The following is a 22,510-nucleotide window of genomic DNA, read 5'->3' on the forward strand; positions in this document are numbered from 1 at the left end:
CTCGCGGACAGCCCGCTGTCGGTGCGCACAGCTCAACCCGCCTCGATCAGCGGACCCGTGCCCACTGCTCGAGCCGCGAAACGCCCTCATGAAGCCGGTCGAGACCCGTCGCATAGGAGAAGCGCAGGAATCCCTCGCCCCCGGCTCCGAAGTCGATGCCCGGCGCACACGCCACCCCTGCCTCCTCCAGCAAGCGCCCCGTCAGGGCCAGGGAATCCTCGCCCCAACAGCGCGCATCGGCGAACACGTAGAAGGCGCCGCACGGCTCGCAGTCGATCGTCAGCCCGACACGTCGAAGGGCCGGCACAAGGAATCGACGGCGCTCGTCATAGAGATCGCGCATGCGCACGACATCATCCTGCGCCTGCGTCAGCGCCACGACGCCCGCCTGCTGAACGAACGCGTTGGCCGCGAGAAAGAAGTTCTGCTGGATCTTCTCGGCGGACCTCACGTACTCGCGCGGTGCGATGAGATAGCCGAGGCGCCACCCGGTCATCGCGTACGCCTTTGAGAAGCCGTTGAGCACAAAGGCGCGATCGGTGAACTCAAGGATCGAGTGCTCCGCGCCGCAGAACGTCAGGCCGTGATAGATCTCATCACTGGCGATGTGAACGCCCGTGCGCTCCGCGAGATCCGCGAGCGCCATCAGGTCTTCACGGCTCAGCACCGCACCGGTCGGATTGCTCGGCGAGGTGATCATGATGGCCCGCGTGCGAGGCGTGATAGCGGCCTCGAGCTCATCGAGGTCGTAGCGAAACCCGTCCCGCGCACGCACGCGCAGCATCTTGGGCACTCCGCCCAGGAATGACACGTAGTTGGGGTATGCGGGATAGCACGGATCGGGCATCACGACCTCGTCGCCCGGATCGAGCAGCGCGCCGAACAGCAACAGCATCGCCGGGCTGGTGCCTTGGGTGACGACGATGTCTTCAGGATCGATGCCGACGTCGTATGCGGCGCGGTAGTGATCACGGATCGCCGCGCGCAGATCGGGGAGCCCGAGCGACTGGGTGTAGTGCGTCGAGCCTGAAGCCATAGCCTCCTCGGCAGCCCGCGTGATCACGTCAGGCGTCGGAAAGTCCGGGTCGCCGATCTCAAGGCGGACGATATCGCGCCCTGTGGCCTCGAGTTCCTTCGCCCGCGCAACTACATCCATGACGACGAACGGTCGGATCGCCTCTGCACGACGGGAGATGGGTGTCATGCGCTCGCCAGTCCTCTCACGGTTCGATTCGGGCCCGGTAGATGGCCGCCGCAGCACTACCCAGTTCCTCGAGACGGCGCAGATCAGCGTAGCCGATATCGGGGGTGGCGATGAGTTCGTGGGGCGGCTCAGGGTCGTAGGCCAGGCCCAGCTCGTCCGCACGTCGCCACAGTTCGGTGCCTGGTAGCACGTGGAGCGTCGACAGCTGAACCTTGCCCGGGTCAAGGCCGATGGCGAAGTCGATGCCGGCCAGCACATCGGCGGCTGTGTCACCGGGAAGACCGACGATGAGATCGCACTCCACCGAGATGCCGGCCGTCCGGCAGGCGGCAACACCCGAGGCGAACCTTTCGCGATCGAACGATCGGTTGCACGTCTTGAGCGAGCGCAGGCCCACGCTTTGGGGCCCCGTCTCGACGCTGACGACCCCGGACTGAGCCAACAGGGCGGCCTGTGGGGCATCGACACGCTCGATGTCGACCTCGATGGTGTGCAGGCGAACGCCTCGTGCGGCGAACGGCGAAAGAATCTCACTCAGGCGCTCGAGCCTGTCAGGAGTCAAGTTGAACACCGGGTCGATGAAGCTGAACGACTGCATACCCGGCACCGATGCGACCGCTTCCACGTCGGCGGCTATCCGGTCCCATGAGAACGAGCGAATACGGGTCAGCCCCTTGCCCTCGTAGCAGTACGCGCAGCGGTGCGGACAGCCGCGATAGGTCTCGATGTACGCCGAACCGTCGGTTGCATGCGTTCGGCCCTGAAAGGGGGAAGCGAGGGTGTCGAGATCATCGACGGGTGCAGACTCCGGCCCGTGCACGATGACGCCCCCGACGCGGGCACTGACGCCTGGCACGCTACCCAGATCGCCTCCGCGCACATACGAGTGGAGCACGTCAGCTAGCGCCCGTTCGCCTTCGCCACGCGCCACCACATGGATGTAGGGTCGGGCAGCGAGCACGTCATCGGCGATCGGACCAACCTCCGGCCCTCCGACGACGATGATCGTGTCGGGCAACGCCGCAACGATCACCCGAGCGGCCTCGTACACGTGCCGCGCAGTCCAGCAGTAGACGGGAAACGCGACCACCTGGGGCACAGGGTCGAGCGCGAGCACCCGATACGCCGTCCACCAGGCGTCCGAGGAGATATCGACATCGATTCTGGCGAGGGCCACGTCAGCCAAGCGCGGGTCGACGCGAACCGAGGCCTCGAGATAATCGACGGCCAGCGAGCGATACCCCGGAGTCGTCACCCCGACGAGCGCGACCCTGAGGGAACTGCGAGTCATTCTCCGACCTCGATCTCGGCCCACGCGCGGTGAGCCCACTGCGGCGCCATCGCGAACAGGTCTCCCGAAACCGAAGCGGCAAGCCCGTGAACCGCCGCCGTATCGAGTGCGGCGAGAACGAGGGGGCCGTCGGCCTCGCGGCACGCGGTCGCGTCGAGGTGGACCGCAACCGCGCCGAGCGAGGCGAGCCACGCGACAGCACCCGCTGCACCTCTGGCGTTGTGCCGACACACCGGCACCCGTCCCGTCACCGCGACGCGGAGGCCGTCGCGCGCCGCTGCCGCTACGAACGCGCGAACCCCGCCATCGCAGGCGGCCGCCAGGCCGCTGCGCCCGGAGAGGCGGTCGTGTTCTTCACCGGCAGCCAGCACGACCACTTCCAGGTGCCGCACTCCGGCTGCCAGGATGCCGACTGCGTTTGCACCCGTTGCGAGCGCGCCACCGTCGGTGCGCAGCCGCAGCCTCACGACACCAGCCGCCACCGCCTCGGCGATCAGTTGCGGCAGCGCCGGATGCGCGAAGGGCTCGAAGCCCACGAACGTCACGTTGGGTCCGGGTCCACGTGACCACGATCCGGCTGCCGCGGTGATCTCACGCGCGACCTCCGACGCATCCCGCGGCGAGGCAGTCAAGCCGGTGGACGAGTCGGTGCACCGCGTGCACGCAACGAGTCCACCTTCACCGATGGCGATCTGGGCGAACGTGATCACGGACTGACAGGCCTCCTTCTTCGCACCCAGCAGTCTAGCGGACGGAAGATCCTGCACGCCTGAGGCATACGATTGCGATGTCGTCCGTCCGTCGGCCGCCTGAGAAGCTCTGGACCGCAGAATCGATGGCTCTGACGGCCGAGGCGACATCCCTGCCGCCCGACTCCGCGGCCGCACGCATCAGGCGTGCCTCGCCGAAGAATTCGCCCGCCTCGTCACGCGCGTCAGTCACGCCGTCCGTGTAGAGCACCAGCAGGTCGTCCTCGCCCAACTCGAACGATCCCTCCTCGTACGCCATGTCCGAAAACGCTCCGACCACCGGCGACGCACACAGGGTCTGATCCACTAAGCCTCCCGCGCGCACGAGCAGCGCGGGCGGGTGACCCGCCTGGCAGTACGTCGCCGCACCGGACGCCGGATCGAGAACGACGAGCAGGACGCTGGCGAAGTCACGCATCCGCGCTTGGGCTAGCAACGCGGAGTTGGCTCGCGCGACGATCTGCGACGGAGACGAGGACTCGTGTGCGAAGGCGCGCACCGTGTGCTTCACAAGAGTCGTGAAGACCGCTGCCTCGAGCCCCTTGCCCGAAACGTCACCGATCATGATTCCCACGAGGCCACCGTGCATGCGAAAGACATCGTAGAAGTCACCGCCAACCCTGGTGGTAAGGGTGGATGAGCGATAACAGTGATCGAAGATGACTCCATCGACGTCGGAGTCCAAAGTCAGAATGGACTCCTGAAGAGTCGCGGCGATCTGGCGCTCGGCGTCGAAGTCCCGTGCATTCGCATAGGCCAGAGAGAGCACGGTCGACAGGCGATTCAGATACTCGTCGATCGCGGGATCGAATCCCTCGCCTTCGACCTCGCGTCCGAAGACGACGGCGCCGATCCACTCGCCGCGCACCCGCACGGGCACGATCAGGGCTTCGGCCAGACCCAGTGAACCGCGTAGCCACCCGGCCGATGCGCGGTGTGCGCCCAAGCGCACGACGGGCAGTTGAGATCCCGTTTGAGGATCGCGACGGGGATGATGCGGTACCTCGATGCGACGGGCGTCGATTCCATGGCCGTGCGCGACGTCGAACACCCCGTCGCGATACAGGCCGAATGCCGCGCGGTCGCAGTCAAGGTGCTCAGCCATGACCCGAAGCGCGCCGGGAACGGTCTGCGAGAGGTCATGCGACACGGCCAGCAGCGCAGATGCCTCGGCGAGCCCGGCCTCCAACTCACGCAAGCGGCTCGTGGACTCAAAGCGACGGGCCCCAGCCAGGGCTGCCATGATCCGGTCTGCCGCCACCTTGAGCATCACACTCTCCGCATCGCTGATGAGGCGTTCACTCGACCACGCGCACTCGAGCACTCCGAAGAGCTCGCCGTCAACGAAAAGGGGTATGCCCAGCATCGCCTTGATGCCGTAGTCGTCATGGTTGCTCAGGTGCGCGGGCGTAGCGGCGACGTCGGGCGTCCACAGCAGCTCCCCCGCGGAGGCGACCCGAGCCGCGAACCCCTGATCAGCGGCCATCGAGAAGCCGATCGCTCTGGGCTCCCTGAGTCCCGACTGATGCTTAAGGCACCACCGATCCTCGCGGAGTACGAAGAAGATCGCCGACTGGGCACCCATCACCTCGCGAAGCGCCGAGAGCACTTCGGGAATCAGGGTTGCGACGTCAACCCGGCCGACCGTGCTGGAGACGATTCTCAGCAGTCCTTCAAGCTGACGGTTGGCGGCCTCGACGTCAGCGACGAGTTCGTCCAGGTCACGCTCGTGGGAACTCGCCAGCTCATCCAACTCGCACGCCTCACGTTCGCCGCTATCGGGCCATCGGTTGCACCTGCGAAGGATTCTAGCGCAGACCGTATGCGCGTACGGCCAGCCGTGCGCGAAACGAAAGCAGCTCCCTCGCCTTGGCGAGAGAGCCACTGTTCAGTACTGGTGTCCGAGGCGAGAGTTGAACTCGCACGCCCTTGCGGGCACTAGGCCCTCAACCTAGCGCGTCTGCCATTCCGCCACTCGGACATAGGCCGTCCTATGGGACAGCGAGGGGTATTCTAGCAACCCACTGGATGCCGCGCCACCCCTAGTCGGAGAGGGCGCTTCGGTGCCTCCGGCGCCCCGGGACCGAGCTCCCCTGCTCAGCCGACGGCCAAAGCGGCGAGCGCCTCTTCGTCGATGAGCGTCTGATTCAGCTTGGTGATGTCGATCGGGAACGGCTTGGCGAAGTGACACGCGGCGCGGTGCCCAGGCGCCACCTCCTTGAGCTCGGGATCGCTCTTCGAACAGATGGGCAACTGCGCGACGGGGCAACGTGTGTGGAAGCGGCATCCGCTGGGAGGATCGATGGGCGATGGCGGGTCGCCAGCCAGCAGAATGCGCTTGCGAGCATGCTGGACGTGTGGGTCCGGCACCGGCACCGCCGAGAGCAGCGACTGCGTGTAAGGGTGGTTGGGCCGCTCGTACAGGCCGCGCCAGTCGCTTATCTCCACGATCTTGCCCAAGTACATCACGGCAACGTTGTCCGAGATGTGCTGGACCACCGAGAGGTCGTGAGCGATGAAGAGGTATGCGAGCCCCAGCTCATCCTGCAGCTTTTCCAGCAGATTGAGGACCTGCGCCTGGATCGAGACATCGAGCGCGGAGACCGGCTCGTCGCACACGATCAGCTTGGGGTTGAGCGCCAGTGCCCTCGCGATGCCGATGCGCTGGCGCTGCCCGCCGCTGAACTCGTGCGGGTAGCGGCTGATGTGCTCGGGGTTCAAACCAACGACGTCGAGAAGCTCCTTGGCCCGCGTGAGCCGTTCGGCCGGCGTTGCGATGCCATGGATGATCAGCGGCTCCATGATCACCTCGCCCACGGTGAAGCGCGGGTTCAGCGACGCGTAGGGGTCTTGGAAGATTATCTGAACGTCTCGGCGAAACGCCTTGAGCTCTGCGGGGCTGAACGAGACGATGTCGCGGCCTTCGAACTTGACCGAGCCCCCGGTGGGCTGGGTCAGCCGAATGATCGCTCGACCGGTGGTCGACTTGCCGCACCCCGACTCGCCCACCAGGCCGAGCGTCTTGCCGGCATCCACCTCGAACGAGACGCCATCGACGGCCTTGACCACGCCCTTCGTGCGCGAAAAGGCGCCCGTCTTGACCGAGAAGTGCTTCTGCAGCCCATCTACCTCGAGCATCGGGCTCATCAGGCACTCACCCCCGCACACGCCAGAGCGTCGCGTGTGAAGTCGTCGTCGCCCGCGAAGTGGCACGCAACCAAGTGGTCGCCGTCGATCGCTTTGAGCCCCGGAACTTCCGCACGGCAGACGTCCTTCGCATAGGGACAACGCGGGTGAAAGGAGCACCCCTGAGGAACGCGAACCAGGCTAGGCGGTTGCCCGCTTATCGGGCGCAGCTCGCTCCTCTCGGTCATGTCGTGTCGCGGCAGCGAATCCATGAGCCCCCACGTGTAGGGGTGGTGCGGCCGGTAGAAGATGTCGTCGCAGCGCGCGTACTCGACGAGCTTGCCCGCGTACATCACGACGATCTTGTCGGCCATGTCGGCGACGACACCCAAGTCGTGCGTGATCATGATGATCGCCGAGTGGGTCCGCGTCTGCAGCTCCTGCATGAGTTCGAGGATCTGGGCCTGGATGGTCACGTCGAGCGCCGTGGTGGGCTCGTCGGCTATCAGGATGTCCGGGTCGCACGCGAGCGCCATCGCGATCATGGCCCGCTGGCGCATGCCTCCCGAGAACTGGTGGGGATAGTCCCTCACCCGCTTCTCGGGATGGGGGATGCCGACAAGCTTGAGCAGCTCGCAGACTCTGTCCCACGCCTCCTTCTTGCTCATCCCTTTGTGCACGATCAACGGCTCCGCCAGCTGAGTCCCCACGCGGTAGACGGGATTGAGCGACGTCATCGGGTCTTGAAAGATCATGGCAATCTCGTTGCCGCGGATTCTGCGGATCTGTTCTCCTTTCATGGTGATGAGGGAGTTGCCCTTGAAGACGGCGTCTCCGCCCTCGATCCGACCCGGCGGCATCTGGATGAGCTGCATCATGGTAAGCGCGTGCACCGACTTGCCGGAGCCCGACTCGCCCACAACACCAAGCGTCTCCCCGCGGTCGAGCGTGTAGGTCACGCCATCGACCGCCTTGACCACGCCGTCGCGGGTGTGGAAGTGCATCTTCATGTCGTCGACCCTGAGAAGCTCGTCGGCCATCGCTAGTCCTTCATCTTCACGTCTAGGGCATCGCGCACGCCGTCACCGAGCAGCGTAAATGCTAGAACGGTGGTCATGATGGCAAGACCCGGCCAGATGACCAGCAGCGGCTGTGTCGTGATGAACGACCGGCCTTCTTCGATCATGCGGCCCCACGTGGGCGTAGGAGGCTGCACTCCAAGCCCGAGGAACGACAGCGCCGCCTCGGTCAGGATGGCCCCACCGATCGACATCGTGGCGTAGACCACGATGGGAGCGATCGCATTTGGCGCGATGTGGCGCGCCATCAGCCGGCCATTGCTCGCGCCCAGCGCCCGTCCCGCATCGACGTAGTCATTCTGCTTGACTGAGAGGATCGAGCTGCGAAAGACGCGCGCAATGCTCGTCCACCCCAGAAAGCCGATCGTGAACACCACTGGCCAGATCGTGGTCTTGAAGCTCTGCGGGATGATCGCGAGCAGCAGGATGGCGAACAGTATGTACGGGAACGCCAGGAACACGTCGGCCACGCGCATGATCGAAGCATCGGTGATTCCGCCATAGAATCCCGAGAAGGCCCCCAGGAACAGGCCGATGATGACGGACACGCCCACCGCGAGGACGCCCACCGCGAGGGACACGCGCGCGCCGTAGATGACGCGAGCGAAGATGTCCCGGCCCAGGTCATCGGTGCCCATGGGGTGTTCTCTGGACGGCGGCTGAAGGGCCTCCTCCATCGCCTTGACCGTGTCGATCGCCGTTGGACTGCCGAAGTTCTGCGGCACCCAGAGATCCGCCGTCAGCGCCGCGAAGGCAACGATCAGAATCCACACGAGCGAGATCAGCGCGAGCTTGTTCTTCCTTAAGCGGTACCACGCGTCACCGCTCAGGGTCCGCTGCGGCCCCACCTCTTCGACTCCCGCTTCCCCGCTGCGGTCGGCCTGCGCCTCCGTGAGGACCTGGAGCTCCCTCTCCTCGGCGTGACCGGGGATGCGATCTGTCATCAGTCACTCACCTGCTTCCCGCCGTAGCGGATTCGCGGATCGAGGAAGGCGTAGCTGATGTCCACGATCAGGTTCACTAGCATGACCGCGATGAGAATCACAACCGTACCACCGAACACAACGGGGTAGTCGCGGCCCTGAATGGCCTTGAAGATCGTGTAGCCGATCCCCGGCCAGTTGAAGACCGTCTCGGTAAGAATCGCACCGCCGAGCATGGCCCCGAGATCCAGGCCGATGAACGTCACGACAGGAATCATCGCGTTCTTGATTCCGTGACCCCACAGTACGCGTCTGCCAGTAAGGCCCTTAGCATGTGCCGTACGTATGTAGTCCTGGTTCAGCACCTCGAGCAGCTGGCTCCGCATGATGCGCGCTGCGTACGCGGTCGAGACTGCCGCCAAGGTGATAGCCGGAAGGATGAGGTGTGCGGCCGGAGGGAACTGGGCGCTCTCGGCACCCGAGATGGGCAGGTAGAACGCCCCGTTGGTCCATTCCTTGAGCATGATGCCGAAGAATATCTGCAGAAGCAGGCCTAGCCAGAAGACGGGCATGGCAACGAGTATCGACGTCGACAACGTGACCATGACGTCCCAGAAGGAGTACTTCTTCACCGCCGATATCATGCCGGCACCCACACCGACGATGATCTCGATGATGATCGCGGCGAATGCGAGCTTCATCGTGTACGGATATGCCTGCTGGATGATCGCTGCGACGCTCTGCCCAGACTTGATGCTGACACCCAAGTCACCGTGCAGGAGGTCGTTGAGGTAGTTCAGGTACTGCTCGTACCACGGCTTGTCGAAGCCGTGAAGCACCTGCAGCTCTCGGTAGACTGTGGGATTGATCGCGCGCTCTCCGAACCTGAGACGGATCGGATCGCCAAGCACCGTGGTCATCAGGAAGAGGATGAGCGTTACGCCCAGGAACACCGGTATGAACTGCAGCACCCTGCGTGCGATGAAGCGGAGCATGTGAGGCCTTCGAATCGGGAGCTCATCGCGGCGGGTGGCAGGGCTCCTGCGAGCGGAACCCTGCCACCCCCGTCAATCACACAGACTACCTGTGTCGAGTACTACTGAGTGGCAGCGTCAGCCAACCATACGGTCTGGAAGTCGGCCAGACCCATAGCGCTGTAGGTGAGTTCGTGCACGCGATCCGAGGCGACGTGGTGGTGCTTGTAGAACATCACCGGGATGCTCGGCAGGTCGGCACCGACAGTCTTGTTGATCGCCTGGTACTTCGCGATTCTCTCGGCAGCATCAACGGTCGAGCGCGCCTCTTTTATCGGCTCGTCAAAACCGGCAGGGTTCGAGTACTTGCCCAGGTTGTTTCCGGCGTCGGTCGTGAACAGCGGATAGAGAAAGTTGTCCATGATCGGGTAGTCGGCCTGCCAACCCGCCCGACCGATCTGGAAACTCCCGCTGTCGTACTTCTTGAGGGTGTTGGTCCAGTCGGCAGTGTCGAACGAGACCTCAAGGCCGATGGCCTGCAGGTCGGCCTGCACGAGCTGCATGACCTTCTCGTGCCCGCCGTCGTTGTTGTAGGTGACGGTGATCTCGGGAGCACCCTTGCCCTCGGGATAGCCGGCGTCTGCCAGAGCCTTCTTGGCGGCCTCGACGTCGTACTTGGCGTCCGGCCACGAGCCCGACTGGTAGCCGGCGATGCCCGGCGGAACGATGTCGTCGGCCGGGTCACGAGTGCCCTCAAGAGCCAGATCACAAATCGCCTGGCGGTTGATGGCGTACGAAACCGCCTTGCGCATGTTCAGGTCGCTCATGACCTTGTCTTTGAGGTTGACCACGAGGTAGTAGATGCCATTCTCTGCGCCGAGAAGGACCTGCTTGCCGGGATTGGCCGTGTAGCCATTCTCCGACTCGCCGTACTTGGCAACCGCGTCCTTGATCTTGCCCTCGCCGATCTGGGTGAAGTCGAGGTTGCCGGCCTCGAACTCGGTGAAAGCCGTGTTCGGGTCCTTGAAGATCTTGAAGTCGATGCCGTCGACGTAGGGCTTGTCCCCGTAGAAGTTCTCGTTCTGAACGACCTTGAGGTACTGGTCGCGCTTCCACGGCTCGGACATCTTGAACGGGCCGTTACCGATCGGCATGTCGCCGAACGCGACCTTCTCGCCGTTGAAGTCGACGCCCTCTTCGACGTACTTCTGGGGCACGGGGGCGAGCGCCGGATGGGCAACGACATACTCGAAGTCGCCGAACGGGTACTTGAGTGCGACCTCGAGGGTCAGGTCGTCGATCGCCTTGAGGCCGGAAATGCCTGTGTCGCTGTTGCCGTTGTCGTCTAGGCCCTCGATCGCGGCCAGGTGATAGCTGAGGACCGAAGGATCGGGCTCACCGGTCGAGGTGTTCTTGGTCTGGGTGCTGGCGATTCGGCTCCACCCGTAGACGAAGTCGTTTGCCGTGACCGGCGTGCCGTCAGAGAACATGCCGTTCGGGTTCAGCTTGAACGTCCACACTGTCGCATCTGCGTTCGACTCCCAGCTCTCCGCTGCAGCCGGTAGCACCTTGGTCGGATCGAGCGGATCGAACGCGGTCAGCGAGTCGAAGACCGACTGTCCGACCTGCGTTCCCTCGGACTCCTGCATATTGTAGGGGTCGATGTAGGAGACGTCTCCGACGTAGTAGGAGAGCGTCCCGCCCTTCGTCGGCTCGTTGGACACCGGCGTCTCGCCGCCCGTCTCATTAGGTGCACAACCTCCAAGTCCGATCGACGCGATCAGCCCGATGGCTAGAACAGCGCCGAGCACCTTACGTGTGTGCCTCTGCAACTCCTGCCTCCCTCCGGTTCGCCAAACTCCACTAGGCGATGCACGACCGCCTTGGTCGTGTGCGCATGGCCCTACCAGCTTGCGCTTTGCATAGAGAGAGCTTCCGCGCCCGTAGGAAACGTCATGACTGTGACCTACGACGCATAGAATGATAATCCGAATGCATAGTCTGTCGTTCGGAACCCGAGCTCTCCCCCGGATGTGCTGGCCTCATAGACATTATGTGCCCACAATTCGCCTTTCGCAAAGCAGAACGCCCGCCGCTTCGCAGCGACAGGCGTTCGTAGTCAGCGTCTATCCGGAAGGTGACTAGCCGTTGGGGTAGATCACCATGAACACGATGAGGCTGATCATGAAGGCGGCCGCGAACACGATCGTGATGCGGTCGAGGTTCTTCTCAATGATGCTCGTACCTGAAGCCGTCGGGCTCATGACTCCGCCGAGCATCTCCGACAGGCCGGTACCCTTGCCGGAGTGGAGAAGGACAAAAGCGATCAGTCCGATGGCCGAAACGAACCAGATGATCAACACGATGATCAGCAGCGGATTCACGAGAGACTCACTTTCTTGAGGGCGTGTACACGTACGCCCTAGCACGGGCGCGGTGAATCAGTATAGCAGCAGACTGCGTCCCGTCCACTCATCGGGTGCCGGAAGATCTATCAGGGCCAGCAGCGTTGGTGCAACGTCGGCCAGCTTGCCGCCCTCGTCCAGCCCGCGAACGCTCTCGCAGACCGCGATGAGCGGCACACCGGTGGTCGTGTGGGCCGTGAAGGGTGTGTCACCATCGGCGTCCACCATGGTCTCTGCGTTGCCGTGGTCGGCGGTCACGAGGGCAACGCCACCCGCTGCCGTGATGGCGTCCAGCGCTCTGCCAAGGCACGTATCGACAGCCTCGACCGCGGCCACGGTGGCCTCGAAGATGCCGGTGTGGCCGACCATGTCGCCGTTGGCGAAGTTGACGATGTACACGTCAGCTATGCCTGCAGCGATCGCTTCGACCAGCCGCGTGGTCACCTCGGGCGCGCTCATCTCCGGCTGAAGGTCGTAGGTCGGCACTCGAGGGCTCGGCACCAGGATGCGCACCTCCCCTGTCTTGGGCGGCTCCGCACCCCCGTTCAGAAAGAACGTCACATGTGCGTACTTCTCCGTTTCGGCGATGTGCAACTGGCGCAGTCCGGCGTCCGCGAGCACGTCTGCCAGCACGTTGTCGGGCAACGACTTCGCAAACGCCACCGCGGCGGGAATCGTCGGATCGTACTCGGTGAGACACACGAAGTGCACGTTGGGCCGCACCGGCCTGACGAAGCCTTCGAAGCTCGCGTCAACGAATGCCCGCGTCAGCTCGCGTGCGCGATCCGGACGGAAGTTGAAGAAGATCACGGCATCGTCACCCTGCACACCGGCAGGTCCAACGATCGCCGGAACCATGAACTCGTCGCTCACTCCGGCCTCGTAGGACGCAGCGATCGCCGCGCGTGCGTCGTCGCCGGGAACGCCGTCACCCAGGACTATCGCCTTCCACGCCTTCTCGACGCGATCCCAGCGGTTATCGCGATCCATGGCGTAGTAGCGCCCCATCACGGTGGCGATGGCACCGCCACCGATGGCGGTCAACCGCTGCTCGAGCTTGCTCACGAAGTCGAGGCCGCTTCGAGGAGGGGTGTCTCTGCCGTCCAAGAAGCAGTGGATACGCACGTCTGCTGCGCCGCGCTCCACGGCTAGCTGAACCAGCGCGTACAGATGGTTCTCGTGACTGTGAACACCCCCGTCTGACACCAGCCCCATCAGGTGGACCGCCCGACCACCTGAGACAGCGGTGTCGATGGCCTCCAGGAGCACGGGGTTGCCAAACAGCGAGCGGTCCTCGATGGCCAGATCGATGCGTGTGAGCTCCTGGTAGACCACCCGGCCTGCCCCGATGTTGAGGTGGCCGACCTCCGAGTTGCCCATCTGGCCCTCAGGCAAACCGACAGCCAGTCCGCTCGCGGCCAGGGTCGTCACGGGACACGTTGCCCTCAAGCGGTCCAGGGTCGGCGTCTGGGCCGCCTCGACCGCGTTGTATCTCCCCGGCGTGCCGAACGCCAGCCCGTCCATGATGACGAGCAGTGCCGGCAGATTCTTGGTCATTGTCAGCCCGCGAACGATGAAGCCGTGCGGACCATATCCGCGAAAGATCCGGCGTCCAGTGCCGCCCCGCCGATGAGCGCGCCATCGATGTCGGGCTCCGGCATGAACAACCCGATGTTCTCAGGCTTCGCCGAACCCCCGTACAGGATTCGAGTGCGAATGGCTGCAGGTTGACCGAAGATGGCTCCCACCGTCGCGCGGATCGTGCGACACACGTCGTTGGCGGCCTCCGGCGTCGGCGTTCTGCCGGTACCGATGGCCCAGATCGGCTCGTAGGCAATCACGATGTCGCCGGCCTTCTCGGCGTCGATGCCCTCCAGCCCGGCGCGAACTTGCTCGCGTACGTAGCGCTCGGTGTCTCCTGCGTCGCGCGTTTCCAGCGACTCTCCCACGCACACGATAGGCGTGATGCCGGCCGCGAGCAGCGCGTGAACCTTCTTGTTCACGGTCTCGTTCGTTTCTCCGAACATCTCACGGCGCTCTGAGTGGCCGACGATGCAGTAGCCACACCGCAGCTCAGCCAGCATGCGCGGCGAGACTTCACCCGTGAAGGCGCCTTCAGACTCCCAGTGAACGTTCTGGGCCGCCAGTCCGATGTCCAGACGGTCCAACTCGATCACGGTCGAGACGCTCTTCAGCGCCGTGAAGGGCGGGCAGACCACCACCTCTACCGTCGACCAGTAGGGCTGTACTCCCTCGTCGAGGTGCTGAAGCAGAATCGCTCCCTCGCCTGACGTCTTGTACATCTTCCAGTTCCCAGCGATCATCGGCCTACGTGCCACGTCGCTCCCCTTTCCGCCTCTACGAGTCGTGCTCGGATCACGCGTCAAGCAGTGCCTCAAGCCCTGGCAACGAAGCACCCTCAAGCAGCTTCATGCTCGCACCGCCGCCCGTGGATACGAACGTCACCCGGTCCTCGAGCCCGAACTTCTTCAAAGCGGCCACCGAATCGCCGCCGCCGATGATGGAGGCGGCGCGGTTGTTGCGCCCGACGGCGATCGCGACCTCCCTTGTGCCGGTCTCGAACGGCGTCAACTCAAACACGCCCATCGGTCCGTTCCAGAAGATGGTCTTGGCTGCGGCCACCTCGCCCTTGAACAGCTCTACCGAGCTGGGCCCGATGTCGAGGCCCTTCATACCGACAGGAATCTCTTCGCGACCGACGATGCGTGTCTCCGCGTCCTCAGCGATCTCGGCCGCGACGACGAAGTCGGTCGGCAAAACGAGATCCACGCGCTTCTCCGCGGCTTTGGCAAGCATCTCCTTGGCCGGCTCGATCCAGTCCGTCTCGACGATCGAGTCGCCGACTTCGAGCCCCTTGGCCGCAAGGAAGGTGAACGCCATGCCTCCACCGATGAGAAGCGCGTCGACGCAGTCGATGAGCCGCTCGATCACACCGAACTTGTCCGAGACCTTGCTGCCACCCAGGATCGCGACGAAGGGTCGCTGGGGCTCGGCAAGCATGTCGGTCAGTGTCTCGATCTCACGGGCGAGAAGCAGGCCGGCGTACGCCGGCAGATGCGCAGCCACCCCTGCGGTCGATGCGTGTGCGCGATGCGCTGCGCCGAACGCATCGTTCACGTAGAGATCTGCGAGGGACGCGAGCTGGCCCGCGAAGTCGGGGTCGTTGCTCTTCTCTCCGGAGTAGAAGCGCACGTTCTCGAGCATGAGGATCTCACCGTCGATCATGCGGCCGACAGCGTCCTGCGCCTCCGGCCCCACTGCATCCGGCGAGAAGGCGACGTTGCGCCCGATCAACCTCTGGAGCACCCGGCGAACCGGCTTGAGCGAATACTGCGGGTCCGGAGCGCCGCTCGGTCGACCAAGATGGCTCATCAGCACCACGCGCGCGCCGTGGTCTATCAGGTAGCGAATGGTCGGGAGCGCCGCACGCACGCGGGTGTCGTCGGTGACCGCCCCCTCTGAGAGCGGCACGTTGAAGTCCACGCGTACGAGGACGCGCTTGCCCCTGACGTCGACATCCTTGATGGTCTTCTTCGAGAACATACGACCTCCGAACGAGTCAGCCAGTCGAATCGGGGCCCCGGTGGGGGCCCCGATGCTCAGCGCGTCAACTGATCGTCTAGCCCATCATCAGCTTCGCGAGGTCCTTCACGCGATTGCTGTAACCCCACTCGTTGTCATACCACGACAGGCACTTCACGAACGTGCCTTCGCCTCCCATGACCATCGTCTGGCCCGAGTCGAAGACCGATGAAGCAGGGTTGCCCACCACATCGATCGAGACGATCGGGTCCTCGCAGTACTCGAGATAGCCCTTCATCGGCCCCTCGGCTGCAGCCTTCATGGCCGCGTTGATGGACTCCTTGGTCGCAGGACGCTCAAGCTGGCACACGAGGTCGACGACCGAGCCATCCGGCGTGGGGACCCGCACCGACATGCCGTCGAGCTTGCCCTTCATGTCAGGAAGCACGAGACCGATGGCCTTGGCGGCACCGGTCGACGTCGGGATCATGGACATGGCGGCGGCACGCGCGCGGCGCAGATCCTTGTGGGGCAGATCGAGGATGTTCTGGTCGTTCGTGTAGCTGTGGATGGTGTTCATGAAGCCGGCCTTCAAGCCGAATGTGTCGCGCAGCACTTTGGCGAACGGCGCAAGGCAGTTGGTGGTGCACGACGCGTTGGAGACGATGAAATGCTTCCCCGGATCGTACTCGTCGTCGTTCACGCCCATGACGATCGTGATGTCCTCGTTGCTGGCGGGTGCCGAGATGATAATCCGCTTCGCACCCGCGTCGATGTGCGCCTTGGCCTTGGTGGCGTCAGTGAAGAAGCCGGTCGATTCTACGACGAGGTCTACACCCAGATCACCCCAGGGAAGGTTGGCCGGGTCACGGTCGGCGAGGACTCTGACCGACCGCTTGAGTCCCAGCAACTCGCCGATCGCGTTCTTCGAGTGAACGACGAAGCCGTCATCGACGACTTCGACGTCGTGGTCGAAACGGCCGTGGACCGAGTCGTACTTGAGCAGATGTGCGAGGGTCTTGGCATCGGTGAGGTCGTTGACCGCTACAACCTCGACTGCCGGATCGTTCTCCATGGCACGAAACACCAGACGCCCGATGCGCCCGAACCCGTTGATACCGACTTTGATCGTCACGTGTGATTCCTCCTAGTGATCCCCGCGACCGCACCGTTGCGGCCGCCCTGAATGCATACCCATTCACTTCACGCGGAGCACCCGTGGCCCCAGCGGCGTACCCCTCGAAACCTCAGTCGCCGCTTTCGTGACCCGCTTGGAGCTCTTCGGCAAGCTCCTCGATGCGACGCACCCTATGATATACCGCCGATTTCGACAGCGGCGGCTCCGCCAGCTCGCCGAGCTCTCGCAAGGACACCTCGGGGTGTGCGAGGCGCAGCTCGGCCAGCTCAGCCAAGGCCGGCGGCAAGCTCGTCAGACCACGCGTCGCAGCCAGAACGCGAATTGCCTCGATCTGACCAAGTGCCGCCTCCGTGGTCTTCGCCTGATTGGCGATCTCGGCGTTGACGAGTCGGTTCACGTCGTTGCGCATGGACTTGACGATGCGCACATCCTCGGTGCGCAGAAGCGCACGGTGCGCACCGACAAGCGCCAGGAACGTCACGATGGGCTCCGCGCCCTTCAGATACACGGCGAACAGACCCCGGCGTTTCGCCACACGGGCTTCGATGTCGAAGCGTGCCATCAGCGTGACGAGGTCCTCCGCGAAGGCCTCGGATTCGGCGGTGAGTTCGAAATGGAAGTCGCCGTGGGGGTCGGCCACGAACCCGCCGCCCAGAAACGCTCCCCTGAGGTAGGCGATCGCGCAGCAGTCACGCTTGACGAGCGCAGGATCCACGCCCTGGGACAACCCGTGCTCGCCCAAGATTCCCAAGTCGGCCAGAGCCGCCGTCAGCTTGGGCTGCGTGGGAACCGTGATCAGATAGTTGTTGGTCTTGTGCAGGACGCTACGGCGAACGGTGAGCTCGGTCTTCAGGCCGTAGACCCCATGCAGCAACTTGATGGCGTTGCGCGCGACCGGCGCGGTTTCGGTCGCGACTTCGAGCCGATAGCGCTCAGAGCCGGAGAAATGCAGCGTACCCTCGACACGGACCAGCGCCGCCAGCTGCGCCTTGCTGCAGCACGAGCGACGCGGCTCGACGCGAGAGAGTTCGTCTTTCACCTCTGCGGTGAACGACACTTACGCAAGCACCTCCTCAAGAACGCGCGCGAGTGCGTCGCGCGCGTGCCGTGCCGGATCGCCCGGGTCGGCCAGGTCCGCCATGACTGCGCGCACCCCCAATGCCTCGATGCGCTCGACTTGACGCGAGCCTGCGACGACAGGCTCGACATCGTAGTCATAATCGCACACCACATCGGGGGCGCATGCACCCGCATGGACGATGACGGTATCGATCGCGCCCGCAAGCCCGTGCGCCATCAGCGCCTCGACGTGATCGGCTGCGTCAAGCCCGCTCGTCTCGCCGCGAAGGTTCGCAACGTTGCAGATGTATGCCCGGTGCGCGTGCGAACTACGAAGGGCATCCGCGATGCCGGCAACCAGCAGGTTCGGAATCACCGAGGTGTAGAGCGACCCGGGACCCACCACCACTACGTCCGCATCTTCTATCGCCTCGAGTGCCGGCGGATACGCGGGCGGGGAGGCGGGCTCGAGAAACACCCGATCGACAGCCGTCGGGTTCGCGGCGAGCAGCGCCTGGCCGGAGATCTCGACCCCCGCGCGATCGATGCCGTGGAGTTCCACGTTCAGGAGCGTGGACGGCAAGACCGTCCCCCGTGCGTGCAGATACCCGCTGGCCACCACCACGGCCTCAGCGAAGTCACCGGTTATGTCGGTCAGGGCTGCGAGGATCAGGTTGCCCAGGGAGTGTCCGGCGAGTCCCTCACCCTCGGGGAAGCGATACTGGAACACGCGCGCCATCGCGGAGTCCTCGTCGCTTGCCAGAGCAGCGAGACAGTTGCGCACGTCGCCCGGGGGAAGGATGCCCAGCTGACGGCGCAAGACACCCGACGAACCTCCGTCATCGGCCATGGTGACGATGGCGCTTGTCGCGAAGTCCAGATCGACCAGGCTGCGCAGGACCTGCGGCAGACCGGTGCCCCCACCGATAGCGACCGCCGCGCGGCCGGTGCCGACGCTCACTGATCCTCCGGCTCGCGCGGGATATCCCGATGCGACACGGTGACGCGGTATCCGCCCTTGCGCAGGTGCGCGGCTGTGGCCTCGGCAAGTGCCACGGAGCGGTGCTGCCCGCCGGTGCACCCCAGGGCGACCCCGAGGTGTGACTTGCCTTCGGCAAGGTAGCCCGGCATGACCCGGTCGAGCAGCGTGAACCACGCCTGCAGGAAGTCCGCGGTCTCCGGCCGACCCAGAACGAACTGCCTCACCGGCTCATCGAGACCGGTCAGGTGCCTGAGATCAGCGTTGTAGAAGGGATTGGGCAAGAACCGAACGTCCATCACGATATCGGCGTCAGTGGGCGAACCGTACTTGAAGCCGAACGAAGCCACGCTCACCGACAGCGAGTGAGCGAGCGGCTCGGTGATGAACTCCCCCCGAATACGTCGCCGCAGTTCGGCGGGGCGCAAGCCGGTCGTGTCAATCACGACATCGGCCCGCTCACGTATCGGCTCGAGCGCCTCGCGTTCGTCGGCGATGGCGTCGGCAAGCCCCGAAGCCTCGCTGCACAGCGGGTGCAACCTGCGCGTTTCCTTGAATCGATTCACCAGGGTGGCATCGTCGGCCTCGAGGAACAGAACACGATGTGCGACCCCCCGGTCGTGCAGGGCATCGAGTTCGCCGGCCAGTTCGTCGAAGAACTCCGCAGCGCGAACGTCAGATACGACGGCGAGACGGTGGATTCTGCTTCCGGGAAGCGCGGCGAGATCGGTCAGCTGCGGCACGAACGAGGGCGGCAGGTTGTCGATGCAGAAGTAGCCGAGGTCCTCGAACGTGTGCATCGCCTCGGAGCGTCCCGCCCCGGACATACCCGTGATGACTACGAACTCGGGGGCAGCCGAGGGTTCCGGGTCTTCAGATTCTCGTTTGGCGCACATCAGGTCTCCTTGAGACAGCGCATGGCCGGTGCGGTCAGTATACCCGCGCCCACTGACGTCGACGGCTAGCGCCATCCCTCGAAGCTGCGTCGCAGTGACTCCCGCGCCTCAGTGACTACGATGCGCTGCCTCTGCCAGGTCAGCGCGATGACGAGCATCGCGATGCCGATGAGGCCGAGTACGAGCCACCAGTATTCGGCGATAGCGGAGAACGACCGGTACAACGCTATCGACGCAAGCCCCGCAGCTCCACCGAACAGGTACCAGCGCACCTTGAGACCGATGCCCGCGCCTAGGGCGATCAGTGCCATGACGACAGCAGCGAGCGAGTCCGCCAAGGCTCGGTCCGGAGCGGACTGGAGCGCGATCACGAGGGGGTATCCCACGCCTACGAGGACCGCAGCCGCATCGAGCGCATCCGGAAACGCGCGCCCCGCCTTCAGCCGAACGTAGAGGTAGCCACTGGCCATGAGATATGCGGCAAGCGGAAGGGCGTACAGGGCGGCAGGGGCACGGAAGTCCCCCACGATCGATGTCTCGAGCCAGATCGCCACGACGAACGTGAATCCCGCCGCGTAGTAGCCGGGCTCGAACCGGCGGGCCACACTCGCCGTAAGGCCGCCTACGGCAAGCAGCAACACCGCAACCGCGTGGGGATGCGTTCCCGATTCAAGCATCATCACCGCCACGCCCAGGGCACCCACACCGGCAACTGCTTGAGCTGCGCCCACATGCGCGAGGCGACCCGTCCGCCCGAAGCCGCGCACGAACGACAGCCCGACGAGCGCCAGCCCGAGCACCCCGAACGCCGCGACGACACTCCACTCAGACGCGGTCGTCGTCAGTGCCATCGATCCGACGATCAGTGCACCGCCGGCTCCACCTGTCAGCCACTGGGTGGAGAGCGCCCCCGAGAAGCACCATGCACCCGCTACCAGCAGCGCCGACAGGGCCAAGACGCGACCGCTTTCACCGTCGGCAAGCATCAGGAGGACCGCCGCGCTCGCAGCAACCGTGGCCGACACGGCGATCCATGCCCCCACCGATCCGGCACGACTGCGACGCACGGCGAATGCTCCACCCGCCAGGGCGACTCCGACCGAGGCCGCGATCAGCGACCCGAACGAGTGGTCGACCGTGACCCCCGAACCAGCGACGACGGCCGGGCCGACAAGCCAGCCCCCGAACACCGCAACCGGGCCGGCCATAACGGCAGAAGCGCGACTTCGAGACATGATGCCATCGGCCAAGAGAATGGCCGCAGCCAGGGCCGCCAGCACAACCGGATCCCACGGGCCGCCCCACGGCCCTACCCGCTGCGGCTCGTGCGCGGGAAGCACCGCCGGCACCAGCACGAGGACGGCAAGGGCGGCCCGCGCGCTTACCCGGGTGACGACGCCCCACACCACGCCATAGCGCGGCTCAAGCACCCGCCCCGACGCGAGCCACACGCCCGCAAGCCCCACGAGCGGTAGCGCGAACAGCGCGGCCGACGGCGTCGGCCATGACCACGTCTCCACCGCCGCAAGCGCTGCGAACGAGAATACCGCTCCCGCGAAGGCACTGACCGCCGAGGGTCTGATGGTAACGGAGGCCCACCATGCTGCCAGCACGCCGACGTAGGCCAGAACCTCGGTGCGTGAGATATCGAACCACGGCACCGGTAGGGACAGAGTCACTACGGGTAGAGCCGCCGAGGCCAGTACGAGTAGAACGAACGCCGCGACATCACAACTGGTCGCGGTGTCCGTCGCCCCCCGGAGAGCTGGAGTCTGCCCTTCCTGGTCGGAAAGGAGCCTCGCAGCCAACGACCACAGAGCCGCCAGACCGGCCATCACCACTATCGTCGTAGTCGGACTCGCCTCAAGCACCAGGCAGGCCTCGAGCACGGCCGCGGCCTCGGCGACCAAGCCGACGATCGAGAACGCGATCCCCTTGCCGCTCAGGCCGAGCAGGTCGTTGGCGACCGCGGCAAGTGCGAGCACGGCGACTATCCACCACGCATGCCCCGAATCCGCCGCGGCGACACACGAAACGAACAGGGGTAGCTGAATCGCGGTGGCCGCGATCGATCCCGCAACCCTTTGGCCTTGCAGAGCCCGCCACAGCACGACCCCGCCGGCGGCCGAAACGACCGCCGCCGATGCCACCGTCAGCGCATCGGCCGTGCCCACCAAGGCAAGGTCGACGAGGAGCCCGACTCCGGCACCGGCGGACAGGATCGGCGCCGCCCACCGCAGGACCGTGGCCAGCGAGCCGACGGCCGCACGACCCTTGCCCCGTTCGGCCGCGACCTGCCAGAGGAGCGCAACGACGGCCAAGCCCGCGAGCCGAGCCGGCTCGGGGAGCCCGAGCCCTGCACCGAGCAACCACCACCATGCGATCTGCGCCGCTGCCCCGATCACGCCGAAGAATCGCGACGCGATGCGTGCCTCGGTGTACCAATACGCGACCGAACAGATGAGGAGGAGCACGGCCCACGGCCACGGGCCCGACAGATCGTAGCCGTCGATGAGAATCCATCCGTCGAGCAAGAGCATCGCCGAGGCGACGACGGTCAGGGCGGTCGAGCCGACCACGAGCTTCAACCGGGTTCTGGCCCACCACCCGGCGACGTAGAAACCCACGGTGAGCGCCGCCATGAATCCGAACTTCGCGGCGGTATCGAGCAGCCCCCACGCCGCGACTGAGAAGATCGCCGACGCCACGATCACGAGGAAAGCGCCTAAGAACAGCAGAACCGTGGTCCAGTCGACCGGCTTCGGGGCAGGCTTGGTGCGGGTGGCCACGGGATGGAGCGTCCCGGTCGCCTTCATGCCCGCCACACCCGGAGTATCGCCTGAGACCGGCGCTCCCCGCGCGACACGCGGAACACCCGTCAGGGCCGCGACGATCTCTGCTCGGCGCTCCAGATAGCGCGGCGCCATGAGGTCGTAGGAAGCGCGATGGACCTCGCCCCTTTCGACTGCACGGGCGAGTTCGTTCAAGAGGAAGTCGATGCGCTCAAGTTCGGCGCGTTCGGCAGCGTGCTCGAGATCGGACACGCGCCCCTCCTCGTGCTCCTCGACCGGTCGCCCGCGGTGCGCGGAAGCCCCCACGTCCTGAACACCAATTGTCTCACAACCGCCCCGACGCCGAAGGACG

At 65.0% G+C, this 22,510-nt stretch carries 18 protein-coding genes and 1 tRNA gene; all 19 read right to left on the minus strand.

Going from position 1 to position 22,510, the window contains the following annotated elements; translation table 11 throughout:
• Nucleotides 1–46 precede the first annotated feature (46 nt).
• The 19 genes from U1E26_12210 to U1E26_12300 all read right to left on the minus strand — a co-directional run bounded on the left by U1E26_12210 (nucleotide 47) and on the right by U1E26_12300 (nucleotide 22,410).
• The gene (locus U1E26_12210) at nucleotides 47–1,204 is read right to left on the minus strand and encodes a pyridoxal phosphate-dependent aminotransferase (protein ID MDZ4170397.1); all 1,158 of its coding nucleotides are present in this window, start codon (nucleotides 1,202–1,204) and stop codon (nucleotides 47–49) included.
• Between the two features lie 16 nt (nucleotides 1,205–1,220).
• Nucleotides 1,221–2,495, minus strand: a complete 1,275-nt coding sequence (locus U1E26_12215; GenBank protein MDZ4170398.1) for a B12-binding domain-containing radical SAM protein — start codon at nucleotides 2,493–2,495, stop codon at nucleotides 1,221–1,223.
• A complete protein-coding gene (locus U1E26_12220; GenBank protein ID MDZ4170399.1) occupies nucleotides 2,492–3,205 on the minus strand; it encodes a hypothetical protein in 714 nt (237 codons plus the stop codon). Before U1E26_12220 ends, U1E26_12215 begins: the two co-directional genes overlap by 4 nt.
• A 34-nt stretch (nucleotides 3,206–3,239) precedes the next feature.
• Complete coding sequence (locus U1E26_12225; protein ID MDZ4170400.1) at nucleotides 3,240–4,997, minus strand: GAF domain-containing SpoIIE family protein phosphatase; 1,758 nt, start codon at nucleotides 4,995–4,997, stop codon at nucleotides 3,240–3,242.
• 142 nt (nucleotides 4,998–5,139) lie between these two features.
• Nucleotides 5,140–5,225: transfer RNA gene (locus U1E26_12230), tRNA-Leu, on the minus strand.
• A 116-nt stretch (nucleotides 5,226–5,341) separates the two neighbouring features.
• Nucleotides 5,342–6,391, minus strand: a complete 1,050-nt coding sequence (locus tag U1E26_12235; protein MDZ4170401.1) for a dipeptide ABC transporter ATP-binding protein — start codon at nucleotides 6,389–6,391, stop codon at nucleotides 5,342–5,344.
• On the minus strand, nucleotides 6,391–7,410 hold the full coding sequence (locus U1E26_12240) for an ABC transporter ATP-binding protein (GenBank protein MDZ4170402.1): 1,020 nt from the start codon (nucleotides 7,408–7,410) through the stop codon (nucleotides 6,391–6,393). Before U1E26_12240 ends, U1E26_12235 begins: the two co-directional genes overlap by 1 nt.
• A 2-nt stretch (nucleotides 7,411–7,412) precedes the next feature.
• Nucleotides 7,413–8,393 (minus strand): ABC transporter permease, encoded by a 981-nt coding sequence (locus tag U1E26_12245; GenBank protein ID MDZ4170403.1) that lies wholly within the window; start codon nucleotides 8,391–8,393, stop codon nucleotides 7,413–7,415.
• Nucleotides 8,393–9,367: an ABC transporter permease gene (locus U1E26_12250; protein MDZ4170404.1), complete on the minus strand. Its 975-nt coding sequence runs from the start codon at nucleotides 9,365–9,367 to the stop codon at nucleotides 8,393–8,395. Before U1E26_12250 ends, U1E26_12245 begins: the two co-directional genes overlap by 1 nt.
• A 101-nt stretch (nucleotides 9,368–9,468) precedes the next feature.
• Entirely contained in the window at nucleotides 9,469–11,178 is a 1,710-nt protein-coding gene (locus U1E26_12255; protein ID MDZ4170405.1) for an ABC transporter substrate-binding protein, read from the minus strand.
• 309 nt (nucleotides 11,179–11,487) lie between these two features.
• Nucleotides 11,488–11,730, minus strand: coding sequence for a preprotein translocase subunit SecG (gene secG / locus U1E26_12260; GenBank protein MDZ4170406.1), 243 nt, complete (start codon nucleotides 11,728–11,730; stop codon nucleotides 11,488–11,490).
• Nucleotides 11,731–11,787: 57 nt separating this feature from the next.
• Entirely contained in the window at nucleotides 11,788–13,308 is a 1,521-nt protein-coding gene (gene gpmI, locus U1E26_12265) for a 2,3-bisphosphoglycerate-independent phosphoglycerate mutase (protein MDZ4170407.1), read from the minus strand.
• Nucleotides 13,309–13,310: 2 nt separating this feature from the next.
• Nucleotides 13,311–14,090, minus strand: a complete 780-nt coding sequence (gene tpiA, locus U1E26_12270; protein MDZ4170408.1) for a triose-phosphate isomerase — start codon at nucleotides 14,088–14,090, stop codon at nucleotides 13,311–13,313.
• A 37-nt stretch (nucleotides 14,091–14,127) separates the two neighbouring features.
• Complete coding sequence (locus tag U1E26_12275) at nucleotides 14,128–15,315, minus strand: phosphoglycerate kinase (protein MDZ4170409.1); 1,188 nt, start codon at nucleotides 15,313–15,315, stop codon at nucleotides 14,128–14,130.
• A gap of 76 nt (nucleotides 15,316–15,391) precedes the next feature.
• Nucleotides 15,392–16,429 carry a type I glyceraldehyde-3-phosphate dehydrogenase gene (gap, locus tag U1E26_12280; protein MDZ4170410.1) on the minus strand — a complete coding sequence of 346 codons (1,038 nt, stop codon included), beginning with the start codon at nucleotides 16,427–16,429 and terminating at the stop codon, nucleotides 15,392–15,394.
• Nucleotides 16,430–16,541: 112 nt separating this feature from the next.
• Nucleotides 16,542–17,489: a DNA-binding protein WhiA gene (gene whiA, locus U1E26_12285; protein MDZ4170411.1), complete on the minus strand. Its 948-nt coding sequence runs from the start codon at nucleotides 17,487–17,489 to the stop codon at nucleotides 16,542–16,544.
• Nucleotides 17,490–18,452 carry a gluconeogenesis factor YvcK family protein gene (locus U1E26_12290; protein MDZ4170412.1) on the minus strand — a complete coding sequence of 321 codons (963 nt, stop codon included), beginning with the start codon at nucleotides 18,450–18,452 and terminating at the stop codon, nucleotides 17,490–17,492.
• Complete coding sequence (gene rapZ / locus U1E26_12295; GenBank protein MDZ4170413.1) at nucleotides 18,449–19,366, minus strand: RNase adapter RapZ; 918 nt, start codon at nucleotides 19,364–19,366, stop codon at nucleotides 18,449–18,451. The genes U1E26_12290 and rapZ overlap by 4 nt, the downstream gene beginning before the upstream one ends.
• Nucleotides 19,367–19,431: 65 nt before the next feature.
• Entirely contained in the window at nucleotides 19,432–22,410 is a 2,979-nt protein-coding gene (locus tag U1E26_12300) for a hypothetical protein (protein MDZ4170414.1), read from the minus strand.
• Nucleotides 22,411–22,510 lie beyond the last annotated feature (100 nt).

The organism is Coriobacteriia bacterium (genome assembly GCA_034370385.1).
GTDB lineage: Bacteria > Actinomycetota > Coriobacteriia > Anaerosomatales > PHET01 > JAXMKZ01.

What these genes read in the sequence shown, in the direction of transcription:
- U1E26_12210 (MDZ4170397.1), bottom strand. Translation starts at nt 1,204, where the DNA reads ATGACACCCATCTCCCGTCGTGCAGAGGCGATCCGACCGTTCGTCGTC.
- U1E26_12215 (MDZ4170398.1), bottom strand. Translation starts at nt 2,495, where the DNA reads ATGACTCGCAGTTCCCTCAGGGTCGCGCTCGTCGGGGTGACGACTCCG.
- U1E26_12235 (MDZ4170401.1), bottom strand. Translation starts at nt 6,391, where the DNA reads ATGAGCCCGATGCTCGAGGTAGATGGGCTGCAGAAGCACTTCTCGGTC.
- U1E26_12240 (MDZ4170402.1), bottom strand. Translation starts at nt 7,410, where the DNA reads ATGGCCGACGAGCTTCTCAGGGTCGACGACATGAAGATGCACTTCCAC.
- U1E26_12245 (MDZ4170403.1), bottom strand. Translation starts at nt 8,393, where the DNA reads ATGACAGATCGCATCCCCGGTCACGCCGAGGAGAGGGAGCTCCAGGTC.
- U1E26_12250 (MDZ4170404.1), bottom strand. Translation starts at nt 9,367, where the DNA reads ATGCTCCGCTTCATCGCACGCAGGGTGCTGCAGTTCATACCGGTGTTC.
- gpmI (MDZ4170407.1), bottom strand. Translation starts at nt 13,308, where the DNA reads ATGACCAAGAATCTGCCGGCACTGCTCGTCATCATGGACGGGCTGGCG.
- U1E26_12275 (MDZ4170409.1), bottom strand. Translation starts at nt 15,315, where the DNA reads ATGTTCTCGAAGAAGACCATCAAGGATGTCGACGTCAGGGGCAAGCGC.
- rapZ (MDZ4170413.1), bottom strand. Translation starts at nt 19,366, where the DNA reads ATGTGCGCCAAACGAGAATCTGAAGACCCGGAACCCTCGGCTGCCCCC.